The organism is Flavobacterium sp. (assembly GCF_040382755.1).
Classification (GTDB): Bacteria; Bacteroidota; Bacteroidia; order Flavobacteriales; family Flavobacteriaceae; genus Flavobacterium.
The window spans coordinates 1-25689 of the sequence record NZ_JBEIET010000022.1; the positions used below are offsets into that span (position 1 = coordinate 1).

The 25689-nt window shown below is 30.4% G+C and carries 27 protein-coding genes; all 27 read left to right on the forward strand.

Annotated elements, in window-relative coordinates:
- Positions 1 to 278: 278 nt before the first annotated feature.
- A complete protein-coding gene (locus ABWO04_RS03860; protein WP_353077485.1) occupies positions 279 to 1556 on the forward strand; it encodes a nucleotide sugar dehydrogenase in 1278 nt (425 codons plus the stop codon).
- 313 nt (positions 1557 to 1869) lie between these two features.
- Positions 1870 to 2925: a GumC domain-containing protein gene (locus ABWO04_RS03865; protein WP_353077487.1), complete on the forward strand. Its 1056-nt coding sequence runs from the start codon at positions 1870 to 1872 to the stop codon at positions 2923 to 2925.
- 346 nt (positions 2926 to 3271) lie between these two features.
- On the forward strand, positions 3272 to 3691 hold the full coding sequence (locus ABWO04_RS03870) for an adenylyltransferase/cytidyltransferase family protein (protein ID WP_353077489.1): 420 nt from the start codon (positions 3272 to 3274) through the stop codon (positions 3689 to 3691).
- A 6-nt stretch (positions 3692 to 3697) separates the two neighbouring features.
- Positions 3698 to 4885: a UDP-N-acetylglucosamine 4,6-dehydratase gene (locus tag ABWO04_RS03875; protein WP_353077491.1), complete on the forward strand. Its 1188-nt coding sequence runs from the start codon at positions 3698 to 3700 to the stop codon at positions 4883 to 4885.
- Positions 4886 to 4887: 2 nt separating this feature from the next.
- Positions 4888 to 6030 (forward strand): LegC family aminotransferase, encoded by a 1143-nt coding sequence (locus tag ABWO04_RS03880; RefSeq protein WP_353077533.1) that lies wholly within the window; start codon positions 4888 to 4890, stop codon positions 6028 to 6030.
- Positions 6020 to 6643, forward strand: a complete 624-nt coding sequence (locus ABWO04_RS03885; RefSeq protein WP_353077493.1) for an acetyltransferase — start codon at positions 6020 to 6022, stop codon at positions 6641 to 6643. The genes ABWO04_RS03880 and ABWO04_RS03885 overlap by 11 nt, the downstream gene beginning before the upstream one ends.
- Positions 6644 to 7660, forward strand: a complete 1017-nt coding sequence (neuB, locus tag ABWO04_RS03890; RefSeq protein ID WP_353077495.1) for an N-acetylneuraminate synthase — start codon at positions 6644 to 6646, stop codon at positions 7658 to 7660.
- Positions 7657 to 8769 carry a UDP-N-acetylglucosamine 2-epimerase gene (gene neuC, locus ABWO04_RS03895; RefSeq protein WP_353077497.1) on the forward strand — a complete coding sequence of 371 codons (1113 nt, stop codon included), beginning with the start codon at positions 7657 to 7659 and terminating at the stop codon, positions 8767 to 8769. The genes neuB and neuC overlap by 4 nt, the downstream gene beginning before the upstream one ends.
- Positions 8756 to 9802: a nucleotidyltransferase family protein gene (locus tag ABWO04_RS03900; RefSeq protein ID WP_353077499.1), complete on the forward strand. Its 1047-nt coding sequence runs from the start codon at positions 8756 to 8758 to the stop codon at positions 9800 to 9802. Before neuC ends, ABWO04_RS03900 begins: the two co-directional genes overlap by 14 nt.
- A 1-nt stretch (position 9803) precedes the next feature.
- The gene (locus ABWO04_RS03905; protein ID WP_353077500.1) at positions 9804 to 10526 is read left to right on the forward strand and encodes an acylneuraminate cytidylyltransferase family protein; all 723 of its coding nucleotides are present in this window, start codon (positions 9804 to 9806) and stop codon (positions 10524 to 10526) included.
- Positions 10523 to 11446 carry a Gfo/Idh/MocA family protein gene (locus tag ABWO04_RS03910; RefSeq protein WP_353077502.1) on the forward strand — a complete coding sequence of 308 codons (924 nt, stop codon included), beginning with the start codon at positions 10523 to 10525 and terminating at the stop codon, positions 11444 to 11446. Before ABWO04_RS03905 ends, ABWO04_RS03910 begins: the two co-directional genes overlap by 4 nt.
- Positions 11439 to 12182 carry an oxidoreductase gene (locus ABWO04_RS03915; protein ID WP_353077504.1) on the forward strand — a complete coding sequence of 248 codons (744 nt, stop codon included), beginning with the start codon at positions 11439 to 11441 and terminating at the stop codon, positions 12180 to 12182. Before ABWO04_RS03910 ends, ABWO04_RS03915 begins: the two co-directional genes overlap by 8 nt.
- Entirely contained in the window at positions 12167 to 13150 is a 984-nt protein-coding gene (locus tag ABWO04_RS03920; RefSeq protein WP_353077506.1) for a Gfo/Idh/MocA family oxidoreductase, read from the forward strand. The genes ABWO04_RS03915 and ABWO04_RS03920 overlap by 16 nt, the downstream gene beginning before the upstream one ends.
- Positions 13150 to 14100: a Gfo/Idh/MocA family oxidoreductase gene (locus tag ABWO04_RS03925; RefSeq protein WP_353077508.1), complete on the forward strand. Its 951-nt coding sequence runs from the start codon at positions 13150 to 13152 to the stop codon at positions 14098 to 14100. The genes ABWO04_RS03920 and ABWO04_RS03925 overlap by 1 nt, the downstream gene beginning before the upstream one ends.
- A gap of 54 nt (positions 14101 to 14154) precedes the next feature.
- Positions 14155 to 14700, forward strand: coding sequence for a hypothetical protein (locus tag ABWO04_RS03930; RefSeq protein WP_353077510.1), 546 nt, complete (start codon positions 14155 to 14157; stop codon positions 14698 to 14700).
- Positions 14697 to 15479: a glycosyltransferase family 2 protein gene (locus ABWO04_RS03935; RefSeq protein WP_353077512.1), complete on the forward strand. Its 783-nt coding sequence runs from the start codon at positions 14697 to 14699 to the stop codon at positions 15477 to 15479. The genes ABWO04_RS03930 and ABWO04_RS03935 overlap by 4 nt, the downstream gene beginning before the upstream one ends.
- Positions 15461 to 16357 (forward strand): class I SAM-dependent methyltransferase, encoded by an 897-nt coding sequence (locus ABWO04_RS03940; protein ID WP_353077513.1) that lies wholly within the window; start codon positions 15461 to 15463, stop codon positions 16355 to 16357. Before ABWO04_RS03935 ends, ABWO04_RS03940 begins: the two co-directional genes overlap by 19 nt.
- Before the next feature lie 7 nt (positions 16358 to 16364).
- Positions 16365 to 17723 carry a lipopolysaccharide biosynthesis protein gene (locus ABWO04_RS03945; protein WP_353077514.1) on the forward strand — a complete coding sequence of 453 codons (1359 nt, stop codon included), beginning with the start codon at positions 16365 to 16367 and terminating at the stop codon, positions 17721 to 17723.
- Between the two features lie 91 nt (positions 17724 to 17814).
- The gene (locus ABWO04_RS03950; protein ID WP_353077516.1) at positions 17815 to 18987 is read left to right on the forward strand and encodes a hypothetical protein; all 1173 of its coding nucleotides are present in this window, start codon (positions 17815 to 17817) and stop codon (positions 18985 to 18987) included.
- A 16-nt stretch (positions 18988 to 19003) separates the two neighbouring features.
- On the forward strand, positions 19004 to 20248 hold the full coding sequence (locus tag ABWO04_RS03955; protein WP_353077518.1) for an O-antigen polymerase: 1245 nt from the start codon (positions 19004 to 19006) through the stop codon (positions 20246 to 20248).
- Between the two features lie 72 nt (positions 20249 to 20320).
- Complete coding sequence (locus ABWO04_RS03960) at positions 20321 to 21454, forward strand: N-acetyl sugar amidotransferase (protein WP_353077521.1); 1134 nt, start codon at positions 20321 to 20323, stop codon at positions 21452 to 21454.
- A complete protein-coding gene (gene hisH / locus ABWO04_RS03965) occupies positions 21451 to 22065 on the forward strand; it encodes an imidazole glycerol phosphate synthase subunit HisH (RefSeq protein ID WP_353077523.1) in 615 nt (204 codons plus the stop codon). Before ABWO04_RS03960 ends, hisH begins: the two co-directional genes overlap by 4 nt.
- A 2-nt stretch (positions 22066 to 22067) precedes the next feature.
- Positions 22068 to 22838 carry an AglZ/HisF2 family acetamidino modification protein gene (locus ABWO04_RS03970; RefSeq protein WP_353077525.1) on the forward strand — a complete coding sequence of 257 codons (771 nt, stop codon included), beginning with the start codon at positions 22068 to 22070 and terminating at the stop codon, positions 22836 to 22838.
- Positions 22838 to 23872, forward strand: coding sequence for a polysaccharide biosynthesis protein (locus ABWO04_RS03975; protein WP_353077527.1), 1035 nt, complete (start codon positions 22838 to 22840; stop codon positions 23870 to 23872). Before ABWO04_RS03970 ends, ABWO04_RS03975 begins: the two co-directional genes overlap by 1 nt.
- A 6-nt stretch (positions 23873 to 23878) precedes the next feature.
- Positions 23879 to 24295, forward strand: coding sequence for a cupin domain-containing protein (locus ABWO04_RS03980; RefSeq protein WP_353077528.1), 417 nt, complete (start codon positions 23879 to 23881; stop codon positions 24293 to 24295).
- 4 nt (positions 24296 to 24299) lie between these two features.
- Complete coding sequence (locus ABWO04_RS03985; RefSeq protein WP_353077530.1) at positions 24300 to 25418, forward strand: polysaccharide biosynthesis C-terminal domain-containing protein; 1119 nt, start codon at positions 24300 to 24302, stop codon at positions 25416 to 25418.
- Positions 25419 to 25450: 32 nt separating this feature from the next.
- Positions 25451 to 25689 (forward strand): UDP-N-acetylglucosamine 2-epimerase (locus ABWO04_RS03990; protein ID WP_353077531.1); only part of this gene is annotated, 239 nt, incomplete at its 3' end.

Below are 25689 nucleotides of genomic sequence, written 5' to 3' on the forward strand. Positions count from 1 at the left end.
AAAAATAGAAAACGAAATTCAAAAAACCATCACTTTTCATACCACAAAACAGTATGAAGGCGATGGTTTATTAGTTTTCGAACAAGAATAAGAAGACCAAATTCGGTTTTCAATACCCGCCAGTTAGCCCAATTATGGGACTGACCAGGCGAAGCCGTGGAGTTAATGAGTCAGTTAGTCAATGTGCCAATAAGCCTAGAGCCGTAAATCCAAAATCGTAATTCGTAAATTTAAAAAACCTTTACCCAAAACCTTATACCTTATACCCTTTAATAAATTTGAAACCCGAAAATAACATCATACTATCCGTAACAGGACTTGGCTACGTAGGATTGCCCTTAGCATTAGAATTTGCTAAGCAATTCAAAGTTATTGGTTTTGACATCAACGAATCACGAGTGGCACTCATGAAGCAAGGCATCGACCCTTCCAATGAGTTAGGCGCCGAAGCGTTTGCCAACACAAACATTATTTTTACCTCTGATAGTGAAGTAGCTCGAGAAGCTAATTTTCATATTATCGGAGTACCAACCGACATCGATAAAAACAAAGTACCTAATCTTAATCCTTTATTAAGTGCTTCAAAAAGCATTGGAAAAATATTAAAAAAAGGAGATACAGTTGTCTATGAATCTACGGTATATCCAGGGTGTACAGAAGAAGATTGCGTTCCTGTTTTAGAAAAACATAGCGGTTTAAAAGCAGGTATCGATTTTCATTTTGGCTACAGTCCAGAACGCATAGTTCCGGGCGATAAAGTAAAAACAGTTACTAAAATATTGAAAATTGTTTCAGGAAACAGCCCTGAAGCACTTGAAAAAATTGCGGCAGTTTACGGTTCCATTATCGAAGCTGGGCTGCACCAAGCACCTACTATTAAAGTAGCAGAAGCCGCCAAAGTAATAGAAAACACGCAACGTGACATCAACATATCATTAATGAACGAATTGGCCATCATATTCGATAAAATGAATATAGATACCCAAGCCGTTATTGAAGCCGCAGGCACAAAATGGAATTTTCACAAATACCAACCCGGTTTAGTAGGCGGACATTGTATTAGTGTCGATCCATTTTATTTAATGCATAAAGCGAAGAAAATCGGAATCGACCCTCAAGTCATCGCTGCTGGAAGACGCGTAAATGATTTTATACCGACTTTTATCGCAAAAAAAGTAGTTCAAACACTTATTGAACAAGATAAAAATCCAGGAAAATCTCGCGTGTTGGTGATGGGAATAACCTTTAAAGAAGAAGTATCCGACATTCGTAATTCTAAAGTAATCGATTTAATCAAAGAATTAAAAGATTATTCTGTTGCAGTAGATGTTATCGACCCTAACGCAGACCCATTAGAATTGAAACAACATTATAATGTAAGTCTACAACCTAGTCCAACAGGAAAATACGACAGCATTGTAGTAGCAGTAGGACACCAAGCCTACCGCAACATGACACTATCAGATTTCGAAAAACTATCAAACGGACCTGTTTATATATTCGACATCAAAGGTGTTCTAAATAAAAAGGATTTTAAAAATTATTGGAGATTGTAGAGAATGTGCGAATTTGAAGATTTGAAAATTCAATATTCGTTATTCAACATTCAATATTACAAATATAATTGTTGCCTTCGAGCGCCTCAGTCAACAACGAGAGCCTCAGTCAACTGACTGCTGACTGAGGCACTCGAAGTCAACAGAGATTACAACCAACCATTCACTGCGACCTATGCGAAACCCTTGTGAACCTTGCGTTTAAAATAAAAAAATAAGTAAAAAAGCAGAATGAAAAAGTGAAAATTCATAATTATCAATTGTCAACTATCAATTTTCAATTAAATAAACCTTTCACCCAATACCTAAAAAAATGGAAAACGACGAAATCACCTTAAAAGAACTCCTTCTTAAAGCTAAAGAAAGGTACACCTACCTACTTTCTCAATGGAAAATGATTGTTTTAGCAGGAAGTATTGGAGCCCTTATTGGCTTAGGCTACTCGTTTACTAAAAAACCCATCTACACCGCCACACTAACTTATGCCTTAGAAGACGGAAAAGCCTCAGGTGGTGGATTAGGAAGTTTGGCCAGTTCGTTTGGATTCGATATTGGCGGAGGAGGAAATAGCGGTGCCTTTTCTGGTTCCAATTTAATGGAATTATTTAAATCTCGCGCTATGGTAGAGCAAACCTTATTGGCATCTGTAGCCCAAAACAACAAAACCATTTCATTAGCCGAAATGTATATCCAAGACAAAAAATGGCGCGACAACTGGAATGAAAAACCTGCTTTAAAAACAATTACTTTTTTACCTAATTCCGATAGAGCCAAATTCACCCGAGTACAAGACAGTATTTTTGGAGTAATTTATAACGATTTATCTACAAGCGCCTTAACCGTAGATCAAAAAGACAAAAAAGTAGCTATTGGTACCATCACTTTAAAAGGCACTAACGAATACTTTGCCCAACAATTTACTTTAGCATTAACCAACACCGTTACCGATTTTTACATCGAAACCAAGAGCAAACGTGCCAAAGAAAACATGGACATCTTGGTACGCCAAACGGATTCCATTCGTGGGGAGCTAAATGGCGCCATTACTGGAGTAGCCGTAGCCAACGACAATACGTTCGGGCTGAACCCTGCTCTAAATGTAAAACGCGTACCATCAGCCAGACGCCAAGTAGACGTGCAAGCTAATACCGCCATCTTAACTGAATTAGTAAAACAAGCCGAGTTAGCTAAAGTAACCTTACGCAAAGAAACCCCACTAATACAAGTTATCGACCAACCCATTTTACCTTTACCAAAGGAAAAATTCGGAAAAGTAAAAGGAATTCTATTAGGAGGTATCTTAGCTGGGTTTTTAACTGTTTTAGGATTGATTGTAAGAAGGATTTTTAAAGAAATTGCGCGTAGTTAATTTGAATATTAGTTATTATACACTAAAAAGCAATTGTTGACTTCGAGAGCCTCAGCCAACAACGAGTACCTCAGTCAACAACGAGTAACTCAGTCAACAGACAATTTTAGACTTATACTCACTTATATGCCTTATATGGTTTAAAATAAACAATGTGCCGATTTGAAAATTTGTTTTTCTACTTTAAAAAAGCAATTGTTGCCTTCGAGACCCTCAGTCAACAACGAGAACCTCAGTCAAAAGAAACATAAAATTAATATATATAATATTTCAAAATAAAAACCGTTCTCTGAGCTTGTCGAAGAGAAAACCCTTTACCCAACACCTCAAACCCAATACCCAATTCATGAAAAAAGCCATCATAGTCTCCGGATATTTCAACCCCATCCACAAAGGACACATTGAATATTTCAATAATGCTAAAGCCTTGGGCGATTTTCTGATTGTGATAGTAAATAACGACAAACAACGTATTTTAAAAGGCAGTAAAGAATTTCAAAAAGAAGACGAACGTGTATTTATTGTGTCTAACATCAAAAGTGTAGACCAGGTATTTCTCTCCATTGACGAAGACCGCACCGTTTGCGCTACCATACAACACATACACAAACAATTACATAACGAGTACCAGCTAGCTTTTGCTAATGGTGGTGATCAAAATAACAACTCCATACCTGAAGCTCCTATTTGTGAAAAATTGGGAATCGTATTATTAGACGGGTTGGGGGATAAAATTCAATCGTCAAGTTGGTTGTTGAAAAAATAAATACAAATGAACATTCTTAAATTAATCGGACGAGATAAAGAAATATTTGTAAATGATATTTCAACAAAAGAACAAGAACTTTCCAAAATTGTTAACGGATCTACTTTTCTTGTGATTGGTGGCGCAGGCTCAATTGGTCAAGCAGTTACAAAGGAAATTTTTAAACGTAATCCATTAAAATTGCATGTTGTTGATATCAGTGAAAACAATATGGTGGAATTGGTTCGTGATTTAAGAAGTTCATTTGGCTATATAGATGGAGATTTTCAAACCTTCGCTTTAGATATTGGCTCAATTGAATATGATGCTTTTATTGAATCAGATGGGAAGTACGATTATGTCTTAAATCTTTCTGCATTAAAACATGTAAGAAGCGAGAAAGACCCATTTACATTGATGCGAATGATTGATGTAAATGTTTTCAATACGGAGAAAACAGTTAAACAAGCAATTGAAAAAGGTTCAAAAAAATATTTTTGCGTTTCAACGGATAAAGCAGCAAATCCTGTAAACATGATGGGCGCTTCTAAACGGATTATGGAGATGTATTTAATGAGTTTAAGTCATAAAATCACAATATCTACTGCTCGTTTTGCAAATGTTGCTTTTTCGGATGGTTCATTATTACACGGTTTTAATCAACGGATTCAAAAAAGACAGCCTATTGTAGCTCCAAATGATATTAAAAGATATTTTGTTACACCCAAAGAATCAGGAGAATTGTGTTTGATGTCGTGTATATTTGGTGAAAACAGAGATGTTTTTTTTCCAAAATTAAATCAAGATCTTCACTTAATTACTTTTGCGGATATTGCAGTTAAATATTTAAAGGAGTTGGGTTATGAACCTTATCTGTGTCAAACAGAAGATGAAGCGAGAGACTTGATGGCTACTTTACCACAACAAAAAAAATGGCCGTGTTTGTTTACTAACAGCGATACCACAGGTGAAAAAGACTTTGAAGAGTTTTTTACAAATAAAGAAGTGTTGGATATGAAACGTTTTGAAAATTTCGGAATCATCAAAAATGAAGGTAATTTTTCAACTGATAAAATAGATTTGTTTTCAAATTCAATAACCGAATTCAAAAAATCAAAAAAATGGAATAAAGAACAACTAGTAGATTTGTTTTTTAAAATGATACCTGATTTTGGACACAAAGAAACGGGTAAATATTTGGATTCAAAAATGTAATGATGAAGCATATAAAAGATACCATTTCATTTATTCAACAAAGTTTTAAATCAAAAGAGTTTATTCCATTACATGCGCCAACTTTTGGAGGTAATGAAAAAAACTATTTAATTGAAACGATTGACTCGACTTTTGTTTCTTCGGTAGGTGCTTATGTTGACCAATTTGAAGAAATTATGTCGTCTATTACCAATACAAAAAAATCGGTCGCTGTTGTTAATGGAACCGCTGGAATACAAGTTGCTTTGAGACTAGTTGGAGTAAGTACCGGTGATGAGGTTATTACACAAGCACTAACATTTATTGCCACTGCTAATGCAATTGCATACAATGGAGCATCTCCCATTTTTTTAGATGTTGATATAGATACGATGGGCTTGTCTCCAAAAGCGGTTAATCAATTTTTAGATGAATTTGGTGAATTGCGTGAAGAAGGTTGTTTTAATAAAAAAACAGGTAAAAAGATAAGTGCTTGCTTACCCATGCATACATTTGGATTTCCTGTGCATTTAGGTGAACTAAAAGCAATATGTGACGCTTGGAAAATTCCAATTGTAGAGGATGCAGCGGAATCATTAGGAAGTGAATATAAAAACAAACCTACAGGAAGTATCGGTGAAATTGGCGTATTTTCGTTTAATGGCAATAAAATTGTTACTTGTGGTGGTGGTGGTGCGATTGTTACCAACAATGAAAATTTAGGAATTAAAGGAAAGTATTTGACAACTACAGCAAAAGTTCCACATCCGTTTGAATTTTATCACGATGAATTAGGATATAATTTTAGAATGCCTAATTTAAATGCGGCACTTGCTTGTGCTCAGTTGGAACAATTAAATTCTTTTTTAGAAAATAAACGCACATTAGCATTAGAATATAAATCTTTTTTTGACACTTCAGAAATTAAATTTAGAACGGAAACACCTAATACCAAAGCTAATTATTGGTTGATGTGTGTTGAATTAGAAAATTTAAAAGAAAGAGATTTGTTTTTAGCAGAAACCAATACAGCTAAAGTGATGACAAGACCTATTTGGCAATTAATGTATCGTTTACCAATGTACCAACATTGCCAAAAAGATCAACAATTAAATGCACAATTTTTGGAAGAGCGTATTGTAAATATTCCAAGCAGTGTTAGATAAGAAATTTATTTTAATTGGATATTCAGGGCATGCCTATGTAGTAGCAGATATTGCTATAGAGAACCAATTTAAAATTATTGGTTATACAGAAAAAAGTAGGGTTCAAAACAATCCTTTTAATTTGAGCTACGCTGGTTATGAAAAGGAAACAGATTTTTTTGAAAATAAAAAAGATGTAGGATTCATTATTGGAATTGGAGACAATAGGATTAGAGAAAGAATTTATAATTTAATTACTTCAAAAAATTTAGTTGTTACGACTCTTATAAGTAATACTGCATCCATATCACATTCTGCAAGGATAGCTAGTGGAACGTTTATAAACAGAAATGTAACAATTAATGCATTAGCCAAAATTGGTCAAAATGTTATTCTAAATACAGCTTGTGTAATCGAGCATGAATGTGAGATTTCAGATAGTGTACACATTGCACCAGGTGCAGTATTAGCAGGAAATGTTTTTGTAGGAGAACGTACTTTTATTGGGGCGAATAGTGTTATAAAACAAGGGGTTAAAATAGGAAAAGACGTAGTCGTAGGGGCTGGTACTGTAGTTTTATCTGATATTCCAGATGGTAAAAAAATAGTTGGAAATCCTAATAGATATATTTAAATGGATAAAGTAATAATCATTGCCGAAGCAGGAGTAAATCACAATGGAGATATTAATTTAGCCAAAAAGTTAATTGATGTGGCTGTAGATGCAGGTGTAGATTATGTAAAATTTCAAACGTTTAAAGCAGAAAGTTTGGTTTCAAAATCAGCCAAAAAAGCAGACTATCAAATTGAAAATACGCAGAATGCAACTGAAAATCAATTGCAAATGCTAAAAAAACTAGAACTTTCACACGAACAACATATCGAATTAATGGCATATTGTCGTCAAAAGAATATTTCTTTTTTCTCAACTGCATTTGATTTAGATTCGTTGATTTATTTGAAGGAGTTAGGATTAACAATGGTAAAAATACCTTCAGGAGAAATAACCAACTTACCTTATTTAAGAAAAGCAGCTGAATTATTTTCAAAAGTGATTATTTCAACAGGAATGTCAACGCTAGAAGATATTGAAAAGGCATTAAATGTTTTTTTGTCTGCTGGAATTAAAAGAGAAGCTATCTATATTTTACATTGCAATACAGAATATCCTACACCGATGAAGGATGTGAATCTGTTGGCAATGTTAGCTATTAAAAATAAATTTAATGTAGAAATCGGATATTCAGACCATACATTAGGTATTGAAGTGCCTATAGCAGCAGTAGCATTAGGAGCTAAAATGATTGAAAAACATTTCACTTTAGATCGAAGTTTACCTGGCCCGGATCAACTAGCTTCTCTAGAAGCTTTAGAATTAAAAGCAATGGTGGCAAGCATTCGAAATATAGAACTAGCTATTTCGGGAAATGGTATGAAGGAACCAAGTAGTTCAGAATTAAAAAATATGGAAATCGCCAGAAAAAGTATTGTCGCTAAAACAGCAATTAATAAAGGAGATATTTTTTCTGAATCAAATATTACAACTAAGAGACCAGGAAATGGAATTTCTCCCATGCATTGGGATGAGGTGATTGGACAAGTTGCAGAAGCTAATTTTAATGCCGATGATTTAATAAAATTAGTTCAATGAAAATAGGTGTTTTAACAAGTTCAAGAGCAGATTATGGTATTTATTTACCATTATTAAAAAAAATCAAAAAGGATAATTACTTTGAGCTTGAAATAATTGCTTTTGGAACCCATGTATCCATAAGTCACGGTTTTACTTTATCAGAAATTCAAAAGAATAATTATAAAAAAATACATACCATTTCTTCTTTAATTTCAACTGATGATGAACAAGCAATAGCTACTTCTTACGCATTAACAGCATTGAAATTTGCGGACTTTTGGCAACACAATAAATTTGATTTAGTATTCTGTTTAGGAGACCGTTTTGAAATGAGTGCAGCCCTACAAGCGGGTATTCCTTTTAATGTGAAATTCGCACATTTACATGGTGGAGAAACAACACTCGGTGCAATTGATAATATATATAGACATCAAATTACCTTGGCATCAAATTTACATTTTACTGCAGGTGAACTATTTTCAGATCGTGTAATCGAGTTAATAGGAAATAATAAAAATGTTTATACTGTTGGTTCTTTAAGTTTAAATGATATAGAAAAATTTCAACCAATTAACAAAACGGAATTTTTCGAAAAATTCAAACTTCCAAATAAAGATTTTGCATTAATTACCTTTCATCCTGAAACGGTAAATACCGAAATGAACAAACATTTTGCAAGTGAAATGAGAAAAGCACTTGCTAAGGTTACTTCAAAATTGTATTTAGTCATTACAATGCCCAATGCAGATACTATGGGGTCTGTTTTTAGAATGGAAATTGAGCAATTAAAAAATGAATTTTCAACACAAGTTATGTGTATAGAAAATTTTGGAAAGAAAAACTATTTTAGCGCGATGTATTATGCTAAATTGTTAATTGGTAATACTTCTAGTGGAATTATTGAGGCTGCCTCTTTTGGTAAATATGTAGTGAATGTAGGCGACAGGCAAAAAGGTCGTATGCAAAGCGATAATATTATAAACACACCATTTAATAATCAAAATATAATTGAAGCAGTTGACAAAGCAATAGTTAACAAAACATTTACAGGAATAAATAAGTATTATAATCAACATGCAGCAGATTTAATTATCAATCATATTAAACAATTCAATGAGGTCCTATAAAGAACATTTAATTTTAAGTGGAAGTTCTATTAAAAAAGCACTTTCAATCCTAAATGAATTATCTCAAGATGCTATTTTATTTGTGGTTGATAAACAAGAAAAATTAATAGGTTCCCTAACTGATGGTGATATTAGACGCGGCTTATTAAATAATTTTACTATTGAAAGTGTAATTGATAAAATTATTCAGCCAAACCCAAGATTCATTAGAAAAGGAAATTATGATATTCAGAAAATAATTGAATATAGAGAACAAGATTACAGAGTAATTCCTGTTTTAGATGATAATGATGTTGTTATTAATGTCATTAATTTTAGATTTATCAAGTCCTACTTGCCTATCGACGCTGTGATTATGGCGGGTGGTAGAGGTCAGCGCTTGCAGCCATTAACGGATACTACACCAAAACCTTTATTAAAAGTAGGAGATAAGCCCATAATGGAACATAATTTGAACCGATTGGCTATGTTTGGTATCGATGATTTTTGGGTATCTGTAAAATATTTGGGAGAACAAATTGAAGAATATTTTGGTACAGGAAAACAAAAAAATATCAACATTGAATATGTTTGGGAAAATAATCCAATGGGAACAATAGGAGCTGTTGCTAAAATAAACAATTTCAAGCATGATTATGTTTTGGTAACGAATTCTGATCTCTTAACAAACATAGATTACGAACAATTCTTTATAGAATTTATTAAGCAAGGTGCAGATTTGGCGGTGTTAACTATTCCGTATCAGGTAGCTATTCCTTATGCAGTTTTAGAAACTGAAAAAGGAGAAGTAAAAAGTTTTAAAGAAAAACCTACCTATACGTATTATTCCAATGGTGGCATATATTTAATGAAGAGAGATATGTTAGAATATATTCCACAAAATACATTTTTTAATGCTACTGATTTAATGGAAGAATTGATTACTAAAAATAAAAAAATTATTTCGTTTCCTTTTTCTGGCTATTGGCTCGATGTTGGTAAACACGAAGACTTTGAAAAAGCACAAAACGATATAAATAATATTAAATTTTAAAATGAACATTTTAATTACAATTTGTGCTAGAGGCGGTTCAAAAGGAATCCCTGGTAAAAACATTAAAGTAATTAATGGAGTTCCATTAATTGCTTATACAATTGAATTAGCCAAAAAATTTCAAAAAAAGTATAATGCTACAATTACATTATCTACAGATGATATTGAAATTAAAAAAGTCGCAGAAGATTTCGGTCTAACAACAAATTACGAAAGGCCTAGTTTCTTAGCCACAGATACAGCGGGTAAAATTGATACTATTAAGGATGTATTATTGTTTGAAGAATCATTATTAAAGGATAAAATGAATTTTATTTTGGACTTAGATGTTACATCTCCTTTAAGAACATTTGAAGATATAGAACAAGCACTTCATTTATTAAACAATAATCCAGAAGCACAAAATTTATTTTCAGTAAATCCAGCAGCAAGAAATCCATATTTCAATATGGTAGAAGAAAACAGTAATGGATTTTATTCTTTGGTAAAAACGAATCCTGATGGTTCGGTTATGACTAGGCAGTCTGCTCCAAAAGTTTTTGAATTAAATGCATCTTTTTATTGGTATAGACGTTCTTTTTTTGAATCAAATCAAAAATCTGCGATTATAGATAAGTCTATCATTTTTGAAATGAAACATATTTGTTTTGATTTAGATCATCCTGTAGATTTTTTATTTATGGAGTATTTACTTCAAAATGATAAATTAGATTTCAATTTATGAACATATTAATTGTAGGTCTTGGTTCTATTGCTAGAAAACATATTGAAGCAATACAATTTCTAAACTTTAATGCTACAATTTATGCCCTTCGTTCAACAAATAATGTTGTTAAAGAAAAAGGAATAATAAATGTTTTTAGTATAGATAATCTTGATATTACATTCGATTTTGCAATTATTTCTAATCCAACACATCTTCACTTTGAATATATTCAAATATTAGCAGAGAAAAACATACCGCTATTTATAGAAAAACCTGCAGTACATTCATTAGATAATTGTGCTGATTTAATTAGTCTTATTGATGCAAAAAAATTAATAACGTATGTTGCTTGTAATTTAAGATTTCATCCTTGTGTTTTATTTATAAATAAATACATTAAAACGGTTCCCATTAGAATTAATGAAGTCAATGTGTATTGTGGTTCTTATTTGCCTGATTGGCGACCTGGTAAAGACTTTAGAAAAATATATAGTGCAAATGAAAATATGGGGGGGGGTGTTCATTTAGATTTATTTCATGAATTGGATTACACAACATGGATTTTTGGACATCCAATAAAAAGCAGTTCAATTAAAAGAAGTGTTTCTAGTCTGACTATAAATGCAGTTGATTATGCAAACTATTGTTTAGAATACAGTAATTTTACTGCAAATATTGTACTTAATTATTACAGAAAAAAAGTTAAAAGAACAATTGAAATTCTATTAGATAATCAAATTATTAATGTTGATTTAGTTAATAATATTGTGTCTGATGAGAATGATCAAACACTATTTCAAATATCAAATTTTGAAATGCGAAACACTTACATTGATCAAATGGAATATTTTATTAATTGTATAAAGCAAAATGAAAAGCCAATGAATTCTCTCAAAGAGTCGATAGCAGTATTAAAAATTGTATTACAAAATGATTAATAGATTAAAAGATAAAATAATTATTATTACAGGTGGTAATGGATTACTTGGCAAATCTATAATTGAAAGATTGACATTGGAAGGTGCGTTTTGCATTAATTTTGAAATCAATATAGAATGTAATGATGACTTATCAAATGTGTATTGTGATATTACAGATAGTGATTCAATTGATAAAGCATTAGCATTAGTCTTTTCTAAATACCCTAAAGTTGATGGATTAGTAAATAATGCCTATCCTAGAACTAAGGATTGGGGTACTAAATTTGAAGAAATTGAATTAAACTCATGGAAACAAAATGTTGATTGGCAATTGAATAGCTATTTTTACATTACTCAAAAGGTGGCAATTCAAATGGCAGAACAAAAATCTGGCAGTATTATCAATATGACCTCAATTTATGGTGTAGTAGGGCCCGATTTTTCTGTTTACAATGGTACATCGATGACAATGCCAGCTGCTTATTCGGCAATAAAAGGAGCTTTAGTAAATTTCACAAGATATGTAGCTTCTTATTTTGGACCTCAGCAAATTAGAATCAACGCGGTTTCACCTGGTGGGATTTTTGATAACCAAAATGAAGTTTTTATTGAGAATTATTGTAATAAAGTTCCATTGAGAAGATTAGGAACTCCTGAGGATATTTCACCAACAGTAGCTTTTTTGTTGTCTGACGACTCAAAATATATTACTGGGCAAAACTTAATAGTAGATGGAGGATGGACAATCATATAAATAATTGTTTAATAATAGGTGCGGGTCAATTAGGTAGTAGGCATCTACAAGGTTTACTTAAATATTTAGGGCAATTAGAAATCTATGTTTTAGATACATCTATAGATTCTTTAAAAATCGCGCAAGAGAGAGAGAAAGAAATTACTCACAATCATAAAATAATTTATACGCAATCTTGGCAAATATTACCGAATTTTTTTGATATTGTAATTGTTGCAACTAACGCCAATATAAGAGAATCGGTTATCAATAAATTATTAGATAATCATAAGGTTCGTTTTTTGATTTTAGAAAAGATTCTTTTTCAAGAATTGAATGCTTATCAAAGAGTTCGGGATTTATTGGTTCAGCATAATGTGATTACTTATGTTAATCATCCTCGTAGAATGTTTGAATCTTACATAAATATTAAAGCAAATTTAGTTTCAAATAGTCAAAGTATTTATAGCGTTGTTGGGGGTAACTGGGGAATTGGGTGTAATGCTTTACATTTTTTAGATCTTTTCGTTTTCCTATCAGAAAAAAAACTTCAATATATAAATGTAAATTTAATTGAAGATGAATTACTCGAAAGTTCCAGAAAAGGTTTTACTGAATTTACAGGAACATTAACTGGATATTTAACAGATGGTTCATTTTTTAATATAACTTCATTAAAAGGAGAGTCGAGTGCTATATCAGTAACAATCTTTAATAATGAACAAAGATTGATTATTCAAGAAGGATCAACTCCTCAAATATATGAGTTAGAAAAAAAGAATTCGTTTAATTGTAAAAAAGACATTTTCAAAGTTCAATATCAGAGTGAATTGACAACAAACATTGTAGCAGGATTATTAGATAATAATTCTTGTTTATTGCCATCATACGATGAAGCAAGACATACACATGAAATATTTATAAAAGCAATGTTAGGGAAATACAATAAAATAACGGGATTAAAATCAAATATTTTACCTATTACATAATGAAAAAACAAGTATTTCTAATCGGGACAGGACAAATGGCAGTAGATTATTTAGCTGTTTTAAAAAATCAAAATTGTGATACAACGGTTATAGGACGTGGTAAAGAATCTGCAATAAAATTCGAATCTCAAACGGGAGTTAAACCATTTGTTGGAGGGCTTCAAGAATATATAAACAACAATAGTTTGTCCACAAATGCGTATGTAATAATAGCAACAGGAACAGAGGCTTTAATGCCTTCACTTCTCTTAGTTTTAAAAGCAGGTGCATACAAAGTATTAATAGAAAAGCCAGCAGCAATTAGTATCGAAGAGCTAATTGAGAACGAAGAAAAGCTAAAACCCTATTCGGATAAGGTCTTTGTCGCCTACAACCGACGATTTTATGCTTCTGTTATTGAAGCGCAAAAAATGATTGAAGAAGATGGCGGCTTGAAAACCATACATTTTGAATTCACTGAATGGGCACATACGATTGAACCTTTACATAAAGCTCCTGGTGTTAAAGAAAATTGGTTTTTTGCAAACTCTACACATGTGGTTGATCTTGCCTTTTATTTAGCTGGAAGGGCTGACGATTGGAAAGCTTTTTCAAAGGCAGGAAAGTTAAAATGGCATTCAAAAACTAATTTTACAGGAGCGGGGTTCACAGAAAAAGGAGTGTTATTTAGTTATTTGTCTAATTGGGAAAGTGCGGGTAGGTGGGCAGTAGAGTTGTTAACTGAAAAGAGAAGGATTTATTTAAAGCCAATGGAAAATATTTTTGTGCAGGAAAAAGGAACAGTAGCAGTTGTAGAACATAAATTTGATGATTCTTTAGATTTGCAATTTAAACCAGGTTTGTATAGACAAACATTAGCTTTTTTAAACGAAGTCAATAATGGAATTCTAAAAATTGATGAACATATAAAAAACTCAAAACAAATTTATTCTAAAATTATTGGATTTTAAGATGAATAACGAGTTAAAATATATTTTTAAAACTTATTAAATTATTTATATTATATGAAAATAGTATCATTTGATATTGATGGTGTGTTAAATAACTACCCAGAATGCTGGTTATTATATCTAAACAACCGACTAAATTTTGACTTTAGAAGTATTGAAGATGCTAAAAATGTACTTAAAAAAGACTTGTATGATAGTATTAAAAAAGAATATAGACTAATGGGTGAAAATTCTGAATTCACTTTAGCAAATCATGATATGATAAAAGTAGTAAATAGTTTTTATGATGCGGGCTTCCATGTTATTATTAGTACATCAAGACCTATTAGTTCTCCTATTTACCCTATGTTGTTTAATTTAACATCTCAGTGGTTGATTGATTGTGGTGTTCAATTTTCTCAGCTCGTTCATAAAGATGATACGCTAACCAATCACCGTCATTTATTTTCTAAAATTCTATTTCATATAGATGATGAGATGAAGTATATTAAAGCGTTTAGAGATTTTGGTGTTTCGGCATATTTATTTAATTTTTTCGATGAACATTATTCTGAAATATCATACGAAGAATTGGTTAAATTAATAAAAAGAAAAGTATGAGTCCTTTTTTTAGTGTATGTATTCCAGCGACAGGGCGTTCTAGAACTATATTACGAGCTCTAGAATCCTTAATTAATCAAGAATTTGATGATTTTGAAATTATTGTTTCGACAAGAAATGATAATTACGTAAATAATATTGTAGATAATTTTATAAAAAACAGTGATAGTAAAAAAATAAAAATTGTTAGTATATGTGAAAGTCGAATAAAATGTAATGATTGGAACGACTCAATTAAGCATGCACAAGGAAGATTTATTGCTGTACTTGAGGGTGATGATTATTATTACAAGGATTATTTAAAAAATGCATTTATAACCATACAGAAATTTAATTATGATGTATGCCTTTTTGCAACAACAAATAGACATAATACTCCCAAAGATTTTGTTCTTAACAGCAATAGTTTTTTTAAATTTATTTATGGCTTAAGGGATGTGCCAGCACCTAGCGAGTCAATTTTTCCAAGGTTATGTAACAATAATTTAGTTGAGTACAATATTCAAGATTTTATTTATGCTCCAGAGATTGACCTATACTTAAGACTAACTAAATGTGTGAAAAATTTTGTTAGAATAGAAAATACTGGCGTTTTTCGAGAAATTTCTTCAGATCCTTATAATAGAATAAGTTTTTTGTTTTACAGAGATCATTTATTTATTTTGTTTAAATTTTTCAAAATAAAAAATGTCTTTTTATTTTTTAGATCTGCCATCAGGATATTTTTTATTTATAATAAATCGTTAATAATATATATATTATGGAGAATAAAGAAATAATTTGCAAAATATGTAATAATTCAATAAAATCATTAAGATTTCAAAGAGTTAGAGATATCAATTTCAAGATGACTACACGCTTATATGATTGGTTTAGTTGTGAAAATTGCGGAATATTACAAATTACTGCAAATGATGATTTTAAGGAAGATCTTTCGGAGTATTATAAAAAATATGATCCACATTCCCATGGTGTTAAGCTTGTAAGCAGGTTTTCTATTTCTCCAATTAGCTTAATACAGAAAAAATTAAAATTATCAATGAATTCAAGTGAAAATTTTTCAGTTTTAGATGTAGGTTGTGGAGATGGAAACTTATTATTTAACATTAGAAGCAGTTTTCCAAACTCAGTTTTAAGTGGAATAGATTTTAATATAGAGTCGGCTAAATATAACTTAAGAAATTGTGATGTTACTTTATGGGAACTAAGTTTGATTGATTTTTCTCAAAGTGAAAAGTTTGATTTTATTTGTTGCTCACAATTATTAGAGCATCTTGATGATCCTTCAGATTTATTCAATCTTATAAAGCGAAATTTGAATAAAGATGGTCTAGCTTGCATAGATATACCAAATATTAACAGTCGTTCGTTTAAAATTTTTGGTTCAAATTGGATACATTTAGATACACCAAGACATCGCATTTTATTTTCTCCAAAATCTTTAAAGTCGATTTTAATTAAAAACGGTTTTGATGTTTTAGAAATAAAAACATTTGGTACCGGTTTTGCATATTTGAGTTCGTTTTTAAATTTTTTGAATGTTAGATTTGGATTTAATTTAAAACTTCCTTTTAAGATCAAATGGGTTTTATCTAAGATAATTCAAATAATAATTAAATCGGATGATAAAATCTTTGTAAGCTTCAAATTAAAATAAATAAGTAATGTTAAATAAATTATTGAAACATGCTACAATTATTGTTTTTAGCAAACTTTCGTCAATTTTTGGGTCATTGTTTTTCGTTTACTTTATGTCTCCCGAGATTTATGGAAACTATGTTATTTATATTTCATTAATAAGTTATTTAAGTGTATTTAGTGGATTAAATTTTAATCAAGCTTATGGTCGATATTTATACGAAAAAGAAAAGTTTTTGCCTGAAAATAAATTTGGAGGAAATATATATCTTGTTATTTTATTTTTTTTTGTAATAACAAGTTTTATTAGTCTGCCAGTATTTAAACATTTTTTGGGTTCAAATTTAAGTTTAAATCTATATATTATTCTCACAGTGATATCATTTACTATGATTGTTGAAACTTTACTTTTACAGTATTGTATTAAAGAGGATAAATTATCAATTGGATTGATTTATTTTTTTTTTAGATCTTTTTTGTTATTTATTGTTTTATTCACTTTAGTAATATTTAGATTTAGTTTAGAGTTTATTTTTTTTATAGAGGCTGTTGCTTCCATCATAGGAATGGTTTTTATATTAATTTACTTGAGATTTATTTTTGATTTAAATGGTTTTTTGTTTTCGTTTAAGTATTGTTTTAAGTATTCTTTTCCACTATTACCTTACTCATTTTCTTTGATAGTTTTGGCTCAATTTGATAGATTACTAATAAATAATTTATTTGGAAGCATAATTACGGGGATTTATTCATACATATATAATTTTGGTATTGTTTTATCTTTTCTTTTTGGAGCATTTATGAATTTTGCAAACAATGAATTTTATGAGGTGTGTAGCGATTTTCAAAAGCAGTCTATATTTGAAATTCATCAAAGAAAACTATATTATAAATTTATTTTCATATCTATTTTTTGTGTCATATTTTTTTATTTCTTTTCAGTTTTTTTTCTTCCTGATGATAAGAAGAGTGTTTTGGCTTTTCTACCAATTGTTATTGCTGCTATTTTGATTCTTTCAGTTTGGCAAATTTGGGTTAGAATTTTAGGTTATTTTAAAAAAACGTACTTAATTGGGATAATTTCATTTATCGCAGCTGCTTTTTGCATAATTTTTTTGTTTGTAGGATTTAATTTTGGTTTGAATTTTAAATTTGCTTATTGGGTAACTTTAACTTCGTATTTGGTTATGACAGTGTTAGGTGTTGTTTTCGTTGAGAAATTGGATATCAGATTTGTAAAACCTTTTTTTTGGGATTATTTATGGATTATATTTTTTTTAATTATTAGTATTATTTCAGTATTCTATTTGAAGGTTGGTATTTTGCTTTTTTCAGTTTTGTTTTTATTTTTATTGAAATTTAAATTCCGGTATTTGAAAATATAATTCCTATTATTAATTTATTTATTTCATTCTTTAGCAAAATAATTTCTAATAATGAATAATTTTATTCTAATATTAGTTAAAAGTAAAATTTATGTTTTTTACAATAAAAAAGATTGATGTTTTAACTCAGGTTATTTATAATGCTTTCATAAATGAGATTGAATTAGAAAAACATATAATTGAAAAATTTTCAAAACCGCTTAGATTTATTCCTTATAAAGTTCTTCAATTTTCTTCAATTTTTTTAAAGCCAAATTTTTTTTATTTTGCATTGTTATATGCTCTTTGTTTTTTTGTGGTTTTATTACAATTTGTTATAGGTATTTTATTTTTTGGTTTTATTCTAATCAGGTTAATTTCTTTACCTAAAGGTCAAAAAAACTTAATTATTACATCTAAATCTCATATGGATATAGTAAGAGATTCGATTAGTCAACTTAATCTATCTCAAAATCTTTTTATTAATGCGAGTAATATTAATTTAATTTTTTTAGTTAAAAAAAATCGTTTAATTAAATATTTTTTTTTCTTAACAGGATTTACTAAGTACATCATATTAAATTCAGAAAGTGTCTTTGTACTTTTTTTAAATTATACAGATATATTAAAATTATATCTAATTTCTGTTTATATAATAGACAATCCTAAAGTTATAGTTGTAACCGAAGATCATTACCAACGATTTGCTTTTATTGTATCTAATTTGGAATGTTCAAATTTTGTGATTGTTCAACATGGTTATATTGATAATTCAATTAAATTCCCGTCAAAATTTGGTAAAATAGATAATTTAATGCTTAGAGATGTGCAGTTTATAAAATCTTTTGAAGTTTATTATAAAGTGAATAATTATAGTATACTTGCGAGAAATACTTCTTCTATATTTTCTTCTGAAAATTTAAGAGCTTCTTGTTTTCTAGCTTCTTCTTCACCATTTATTGATTCCGAAATTAAGTTTGCTCAATTTTTTAAAAATAAATTTAATATAAAATTAATAGTAAAACAACATCCTAGGCATGTTTATAATCATGAAAAACTTAAAATTTTACTTAGTTTTGCTGATGAAAAATGGGTTGATGACGTTCATTTTCCTAATTCGTGTTTGTTTATTAGTCATGGTTCTTTTCTAGAGTTTGAATATAAATCAGCTGCATCATTTACTTTTAAATTATCAGATTATTTTTGTGTCGAGGAGCTTTTTGAAGATCCATTGTTTAATGATGCCATGATTTTAGTAAAAAATGAACAAAATCGTAATATCTAGAAAATTTTAATTTTATATGGTTGTTTTTTTTATTATTCTTTTTTCACTTTTAATGCTTTTTGTAAGAAAAGACAACGTAACATATATAATATTAATTTTACTTACTTTTATTACTTTTTTCACCCAATTTTTAGTAGGTAGGACTTTTGAATACAAATCATATAAAACAATTTTTAATGTTTCTTTTATTTGTATTAATATTTATTTAATAATTAAACCTTGGAGTTATGCAAACATATTAAGAGTTGAAGATTTAAATGTTAACTTTTTTGTCTTTTTTAAAAAGATTCTGTATAAATTTTTATTTATTAATTTATTTCTCAACCTTTTAATTTTGATTTTGGTTTTGATTTTTTTGCCTGATATCTCAGCATTTAAGGCTGAGTCAGCTTATCTAAACCTGTACGATCAAATACCATATTTTGCAAATATTTTCAGATATGCATATACAACTCAGAGTTTAGGTTATTTGGCTATTCCAATTTTTTATTATTATTTAGGTAATTTAGAGAAAAAAGAGGCTCTGTATGCATTTTTATTTTCAAGTTCATCACTTTTATCTGGTTTTGCTTTTTATTCAAGGGCGCAAATATTTACTTATACACTTTTATTCATAATTTATTTTTTTTTAATTAAAAAATCGCTTCCAAAATTCATTCAAGTTAAAGTTTTAAAACTTATAAGATATTCGTCCGTATGTATAGTTATTTTATTTTTATTCATAACATATATTAGATTTTCAGCTATGGATTATTATGGAGATCGTATTCCTCAAGATTCTATAGTTAAAGATCCTATCATTTATAGTTTGTTTGATTATGCTTCCCAGAGTTATTCAAATGGATTGTATCAACTTGAAGTTTATAATGATGAAAAAAGTTTGAATGGTGAGCAATTTTTTCGCGACGTTTATCAAGTTTTAAATTTTTTTGGGATTCTTAATTGGGATGCTAAAGATTCGCAAGATCATATAGATAGAGCATATAATTATGACGGAGGAGCTTTTAATGGATATACAGCTCCTCTCGTTTTTAATTTCGGATATATAACCACTCTATTGATTAGTCTTATTTATTTCATTTCAATAAAATTAAGAATCAAGAATAAAAAAGTAAAATCTTTGAAATCAATGTATTTTTTAATTCTTATGCTGGTTATTCCAATTGTTTCAATTTTCTATACAGGTTATGCATTATTACTTTTTCCAATTGTATTTTTAGTATTTAGTAGATTTATGTTTGCAATTAAGAGATTAATTTAAAAAAGCATTATTTTTTTTCAAAATGATTATTTTGCAATTATAAGTTTTAATCAATTTAAAATAAATATTTTTATGAATTATAAAATTTGTTCTCATACCATAATGGACACAACAGATCCAAATATCGTTTTTAACGAAAAAGGGGAGAGTGATTATTATACCAATTTCATCGAGACCATCTTGCCACATTGGAATACAGATGAAAAAGGATATCAAGAATTAATGCAAACAGCAGAAAAAATAAAAGCTGATGGCAAGAGTAGAGATTTTGATTGTATCATTGGTTTGAGTGGAGGATTAGACAGCTCTTATGTGGCTTATGTTGCGAAAGAAGTTATGGGTTTACGTCCTTTATTATTTCATGTAGATGCAGGCTGGAATACGGATAGAGCTGTAGGTAACATTGAAAAACTATGTAATGGTTTAGGGTTAGATCTATATACCGATGTAATTAATTGGGAAGAAATGAAAGATTTACAAGTTGCATTTTTAAAATCACAAATTGCAGACCAAGACCTTCCTCAAGATTATGCTTTTTTTTCAGGCTTGTACAAATTTGCAAGAAAAAATAAGATAAAATATGTACTTACTGGAGGAAATTTCTCAACAGAGTGTTGTCGTGAACCTCAAGAATGGGGAGGATTTCCTGGTATAGACACACTATTAGTCAAAGATATTCATTCTAAATTTGGAAAACGTCCGCTTAAATCATTTCCATTAGTAGATATTTTATCATATAAAATATTTTATAGATATATTTTAGGAATGCAGGTTTTTAAGCCGTTAAATTTTATTCCTTACATAAAAAAAGATGCAGAGCAGTTATTGCAAAATAAATTTGGTTGGGAACCGTTTCAACACAAACACCATGAGTCACGTTTTACCCGTTTCTATGAAGATTTTTGGTTACCAAGAAAATTTGGTTTTGAGAAACGAAGAGCCCATTTTTCAAGTTTGATATTAACAGGTCAAATGACAAGAGAAGAAGCCTTAGAGCGCATTGCAAAACCAGAACTTTCAGAAGAGTTTTTGCAAAAAGAGTTTGATTATGTTGCGGATAAGTTAGACTTAACCAGACCAGAGTTACAAGCTATTTTCGATGGAAAGAATAAAACATTTCATGATTATAAAACCAAAATTAAATTATTGAATTTTGGAGCTGATGTTATGCAAAAAATAGGATTAGAAAAAAGATTATTTAGATGATTACATTAATTGACTACGGAGTAGGGAATATTTTTGCTTTTCAGAATGTGTATAAACGATTGAATATTCCCACAAAAATTGCTAAAACGGCGGCTGATTTAGACGATGCTCAAAAGTTAATTTTGCCAGGCGTAGGTGCTTTTGATTATGCTATGGGACAACTCAATGCTTCAGGTATGCGGCAAAAATTAGACGAGTTGGTATTGGAAAAAAATATCCCAATAATCGGGATTTGTGTGGGGATGCAAATGATGGGCAATAGAAGTGATGAAGGGAACTCTGAAGGCTTAAAATGGATTGATGCAGATATTCTTAAATTTGACGAAAGTCTTATTCAGCAACGTACCAAATTACCCCATATGGGATGGAATGATGTGAGTCCGATTACAGGACATCCTTTGTTTAAAGAATTAGAAAAAGATGCTATATTCTATTTTTTACATTCCTATTTTTTCAAATGTAATATTCCTGCTAATAGTATTGCCATTTCAGATTATGGAATTTCATTTACTTCGGCAGTAAATTCAAATAATATATATGGAATCCAATTTCACCCAGAAAAAAGCCATCAATACGGTGAAAAATTATTACACAATTTTGCTCAATTATAAGTATGCTACGACCTAGAATTATTCCAAGTTTACTATATCATGACAAAGGATTGGTAAAAACAGTTAACTTTAAATCTCCTAAATATGTTGGAGATCCTATTAATGCTGTTCGCATATTTAACGAAAAAGAGGTAGATGAATTGGCTTTTTTTGACATTGATGCAACGGTATTAAACCAAGAACCCGATTACGTATTAATAGAAAAACTAGCAAATCAATCTCGTATGCCCTTGTGTTATGGAGGCGGAGTGAAAACAGTGGAGCAAGCCCAAAAGATATTTGGTTTGGGAATAGAGAAAATAGCCTTGAGTAGTGCTGTTATTCAAAATCCTCAACTGGTTATTCAAATTGCAGAACGTGTCGGATCACAAAGTGTTATCATAGTATTAGATGTTAAAAAAAAACTCTTTGGGGGGTATGAAGTATATACCCATAACGGTAAAAAAGCAACAGGTATTAATCCAGTTAAATTTGCACAAGAATTAGAAAAACTAGGAGCAGGAGAAATAATTATCAATTCAATAGATCAAGATGGTGTAATGAAAGGATATGACTTAAATCTCATTGATAAAATTGCAGAAACGATTTCTATTCCCTTAACGGTTTTAGGAGGCGCTGGTTCACTTTCAGATATTGAAAAAGTAATTGACAAACACGGTGTAATTGGAGTGGCTGCAGGCAGTCTTTTTGTTTTTAAAGGTCCTTATAAAGCAGTATTGATTAATTATCCTAATCAAACTGAAAAAAACACGATTTTTAAAATTAATCCATAATGAAGATAGAAAATAAAACATTACTCATAACAGGTGGTACAGGTTCATTCGGGAACGCAGTATTAAACCGCTTTTTAAATACCAACCATTTCAGCGAAATCCGCATTTTTTCTCGTGATGAGAAAAAACAAGACGATATGCGCAACCAATTAAAAAATGATAAACTCAAATTTTATATTGGTGATGTTCGAGATTATAATAGCGTGGAACGCGCCATGCGCGGGGTAGATTATGTTTTTCATGCCGCTGCATTAAAACAAGTACCTTCTTGTGAGTTTTTCCCATTAGAAGCTACCAAAACAAATGTTTTTGGGACACAAAATGTTATAGATGCAGCAGGGGCAAATAAAGTAAAAAAAGTAATTTGTTTAAGTACGGATAAAGCAGCTTACCCAATTAATGCAATGGGAATTTCTAAGGCATTAATGGAAAAAGTGGCAGTAGCAGCATCCAGAAATTTAACAGATACTACGGTTTGCTTGACGCGTTATGGTAATGTAATGGCATCACGAGGCTCAGTAATTCCATTGTTTTTGAAACAAATTAAAGAAGGAAATCCAATTACAATTACAGATCCAAAAATGACACGCTTTTTGATGTCTTTGGACGAAGCAGTAGAGTTGGTTTTGTTTGCTTTTGAACATGGTAATCCTGGAGATTTATTTGTAAATAAAGCACCTGCTGGAACCATTGGAGACTTGGCACAAGCATTGAAAGAATTATGCCAAGCGGATACTGAAATCAAAATTATCGGGACCCGTCACGGAGAAAAATTATACGAAACCTTGTGTACACGAGAAGAAATGGTAAAAGCAGAAGACATGGGTGATTTTTATAGAATTCCTGCAGATAACCGAGATTTGAATTATGCACAATATTTTTCAGAAGGAGAGCAGGATGTTTCCTTAATTGAGGATTATCATTCGCACAATACAACACAACAGGATGTGGAAGGGATGAAGCAATTGTTATCAAAATTACCATTAATTCGTAAAGAAATATTTGGCGAAGAGGTAGCTCAAATGCCAGGATAAAAGTCGATGAAACCATGTTTAATTTCAGGAAATTGTCACAAAGACCCACGCGGTCTTTTGTTTTACAATAATGATTTTGATTTGACTAACATTAAAAGAATGTATGTTATTGAAAATTCAAGTAAAAATGTTATCCGTGCTTGGCAAGGACATGCAATAGAGCAACGTTGGTTTAGTGCTACACAAGGGAGTTTTAAAATTCAATTGATAGCAGTTGATAATTGGGATACCCCAAGTTTGACTTTGTCTAAAATAGAATTTACTTTACATTCAGAGACATTGGATATACTTCATATTCCAGCGGGTTACATAAGTAGTATACAAGCGTTAGAAGAAAGATCAAAATTAGTAGTTATGGCGGATTATTATTTAGGAGAACTAAATGATGAGTTCCGATATCCTACTGATTATTTTATAAAATAAATAGATGATAAAAATAGGAATAACAGGACAAGCAGGATTTGTAGGAACGCATTTATTCAATACCCTTGGATTATACCCAGACGAGTTTGAAAGGGTAACGTTTCACAAAGACTATTTTTCAAATGCCACATTGCTTAATGAGTTTGTTACACAATGTGATGTGATTGTTCATTTAGCCGCCATGAATAGACATAATGATCCTCAAGTAATTTATGACACTAATATTGAATTGGCTAAAAAGTTAGTAAATGCTTTGGAATATACACAAAGTAAGGCGCATATAGTTTTTTCTTCGTCAACCCAAGAAGAAAGAGATAATGAATACGGAAAATCAAAAAAAGCAGGTCGAGAATTGTTGTACAATTGGTCACAACAATCCGGCGGGAAATTTACAGGGTTGATTATTCCTAATGTTTTTGGCCCTTTCGGACATCCAAATTACAATTCGGTTATAGCAACATTTTGCCATAAATTAACTCATCACGAAACACCAACTATAGCAGTTGATGGGGAGTTGAAATTAATTTATATTGGTGAACTCGTTGAAGTAATACTATCTGAGATTAGGAGTGCAAATAGTCAAGCAGAAGTTAAAGTGCCATTTTCCGCTACGGCAAAGGTTTCTGAAATTTTGAGTTTATTAGAAAAATACAAATCAGAATATCAAGAAAAGGGAATTATACCTAAAATAGATTCCTCTTTTGAATTGAATTTGTTCAATACCTTTCGTTGTTATATGAACATTGCCAATCATTTTCCGGTATCCTTTGTAAAACATACAGATGATAGAGGCTCTTTTGTTGAAATCATTCGTTTAGGAGTGGGAGGACAGGTTTCTTTTTCGACAACCGTTCCAGGAATAACTAGAGGAAATCATTATCATACTAGAAAAATTGAACGTTTTGCGGTAATCAAAGGAAAAGCCTTGATTCAATTACGTCGCATTGGTACCGATGAAGTGTTAGATTTCTATTTGGATGGAGACGCTCCTTCATATGTAGATATGCCAATTTGGTACACCCATAATATAAAAAACATAGGGGATGAGGTATTGTATACCAATTTTTGGATTAATGAATTTTATGACCCAAACGATCCAGATACGTATTTTGAAAATGTATAATTAAAATTCTTCTAAGAATTAATAATATAGAAATGAAAGAAAAATTAAAAGTAATGACAGTGGTAGGCACCCGCCCCGAGATAATTCGCCTGTCAAGAGTAATGGCAGCTTTAGATCAGTCGGAGGCTATTGAACATATAATAGTCCATACTGGTCAAAACTACGATTACGAATTGAATCAAATATTTTTTGACGATTTAGGCATTCGTAAACCGGATTTCTTTTTGGATGCTGCAGGTGCTACAGCTACAGAAACGGTAGGTCAAATATT

Bases quoted from the DNA above. Each gene is read 5' to 3' on its own strand.
- ABWO04_RS03865 (WP_353077487.1), top strand. From the start codon at position 1,870: ATGGAAAACGACGAAATCACCTTAAAAGAACTCCTTCTTAAAGCTAAA.
- ABWO04_RS03870 (WP_353077489.1), top strand. From the start codon at position 3,272: ATGAAAAAAGCCATCATAGTCTCCGGATATTTCAACCCCATCCACAAA.
- ABWO04_RS03875 (WP_353077491.1), top strand. From the start codon at position 3,698: ATGAACATTCTTAAATTAATCGGACGAGATAAAGAAATATTTGTAAAT.
- ABWO04_RS03880 (WP_353077533.1), top strand. From the start codon at position 4,888: ATGAAGCATATAAAAGATACCATTTCATTTATTCAACAAAGTTTTAAA.
- neuB (WP_353077495.1), top strand. From the start codon at position 6,644: ATGGATAAAGTAATAATCATTGCCGAAGCAGGAGTAAATCACAATGGA.
- neuC (WP_353077497.1), top strand. From the start codon at position 7,657: ATGAAAATAGGTGTTTTAACAAGTTCAAGAGCAGATTATGGTATTTAT.
- ABWO04_RS03900 (WP_353077499.1), top strand. From the start codon at position 8,756: ATGAGGTCCTATAAAGAACATTTAATTTTAAGTGGAAGTTCTATTAAA.
- ABWO04_RS03905 (WP_353077500.1), top strand. From the start codon at position 9,804: ATGAACATTTTAATTACAATTTGTGCTAGAGGCGGTTCAAAAGGAATC.
- ABWO04_RS03910 (WP_353077502.1), top strand. From the start codon at position 10,523: ATGAACATATTAATTGTAGGTCTTGGTTCTATTGCTAGAAAACATATT.
- ABWO04_RS03915 (WP_353077504.1), top strand. From the start codon at position 11,439: ATGATTAATAGATTAAAAGATAAAATAATTATTATTACAGGTGGTAAT.
- ABWO04_RS03920 (WP_353077506.1), top strand. From the start codon at position 12,167: ATGGACAATCATATAAATAATTGTTTAATAATAGGTGCGGGTCAATTA.
- ABWO04_RS03925 (WP_353077508.1), top strand. From the start codon at position 13,150: ATGAAAAAACAAGTATTTCTAATCGGGACAGGACAAATGGCAGTAGAT.
- ABWO04_RS03930 (WP_353077510.1), top strand. From the start codon at position 14,155: ATGAAAATAGTATCATTTGATATTGATGGTGTGTTAAATAACTACCCA.
- ABWO04_RS03935 (WP_353077512.1), top strand. From the start codon at position 14,697: ATGAGTCCTTTTTTTAGTGTATGTATTCCAGCGACAGGGCGTTCTAGA.
- ABWO04_RS03940 (WP_353077513.1), top strand. From the start codon at position 15,461: ATGGAGAATAAAGAAATAATTTGCAAAATATGTAATAATTCAATAAAA.
- ABWO04_RS03945 (WP_353077514.1), top strand. From the start codon at position 16,365: ATGTTAAATAAATTATTGAAACATGCTACAATTATTGTTTTTAGCAAA.
- ABWO04_RS03950 (WP_353077516.1), top strand. From the start codon at position 17,815: ATGTTTTTTACAATAAAAAAGATTGATGTTTTAACTCAGGTTATTTAT.
- ABWO04_RS03955 (WP_353077518.1), top strand. From the start codon at position 19,004: ATGGTTGTTTTTTTTATTATTCTTTTTTCACTTTTAATGCTTTTTGTA.
- ABWO04_RS03960 (WP_353077521.1), top strand. From the start codon at position 20,321: ATGAATTATAAAATTTGTTCTCATACCATAATGGACACAACAGATCCA.
- hisH (WP_353077523.1), top strand. From the start codon at position 21,451: ATGATTACATTAATTGACTACGGAGTAGGGAATATTTTTGCTTTTCAG.
- ABWO04_RS03970 (WP_353077525.1), top strand. From the start codon at position 22,068: ATGCTACGACCTAGAATTATTCCAAGTTTACTATATCATGACAAAGGA.
- ABWO04_RS03975 (WP_353077527.1), top strand. From the start codon at position 22,838: ATGAAGATAGAAAATAAAACATTACTCATAACAGGTGGTACAGGTTCA.
- ABWO04_RS03980 (WP_353077528.1), top strand. From the start codon at position 23,879: ATGAAACCATGTTTAATTTCAGGAAATTGTCACAAAGACCCACGCGGT.
- ABWO04_RS03985 (WP_353077530.1), top strand. From the start codon at position 24,300: ATGATAAAAATAGGAATAACAGGACAAGCAGGATTTGTAGGAACGCAT.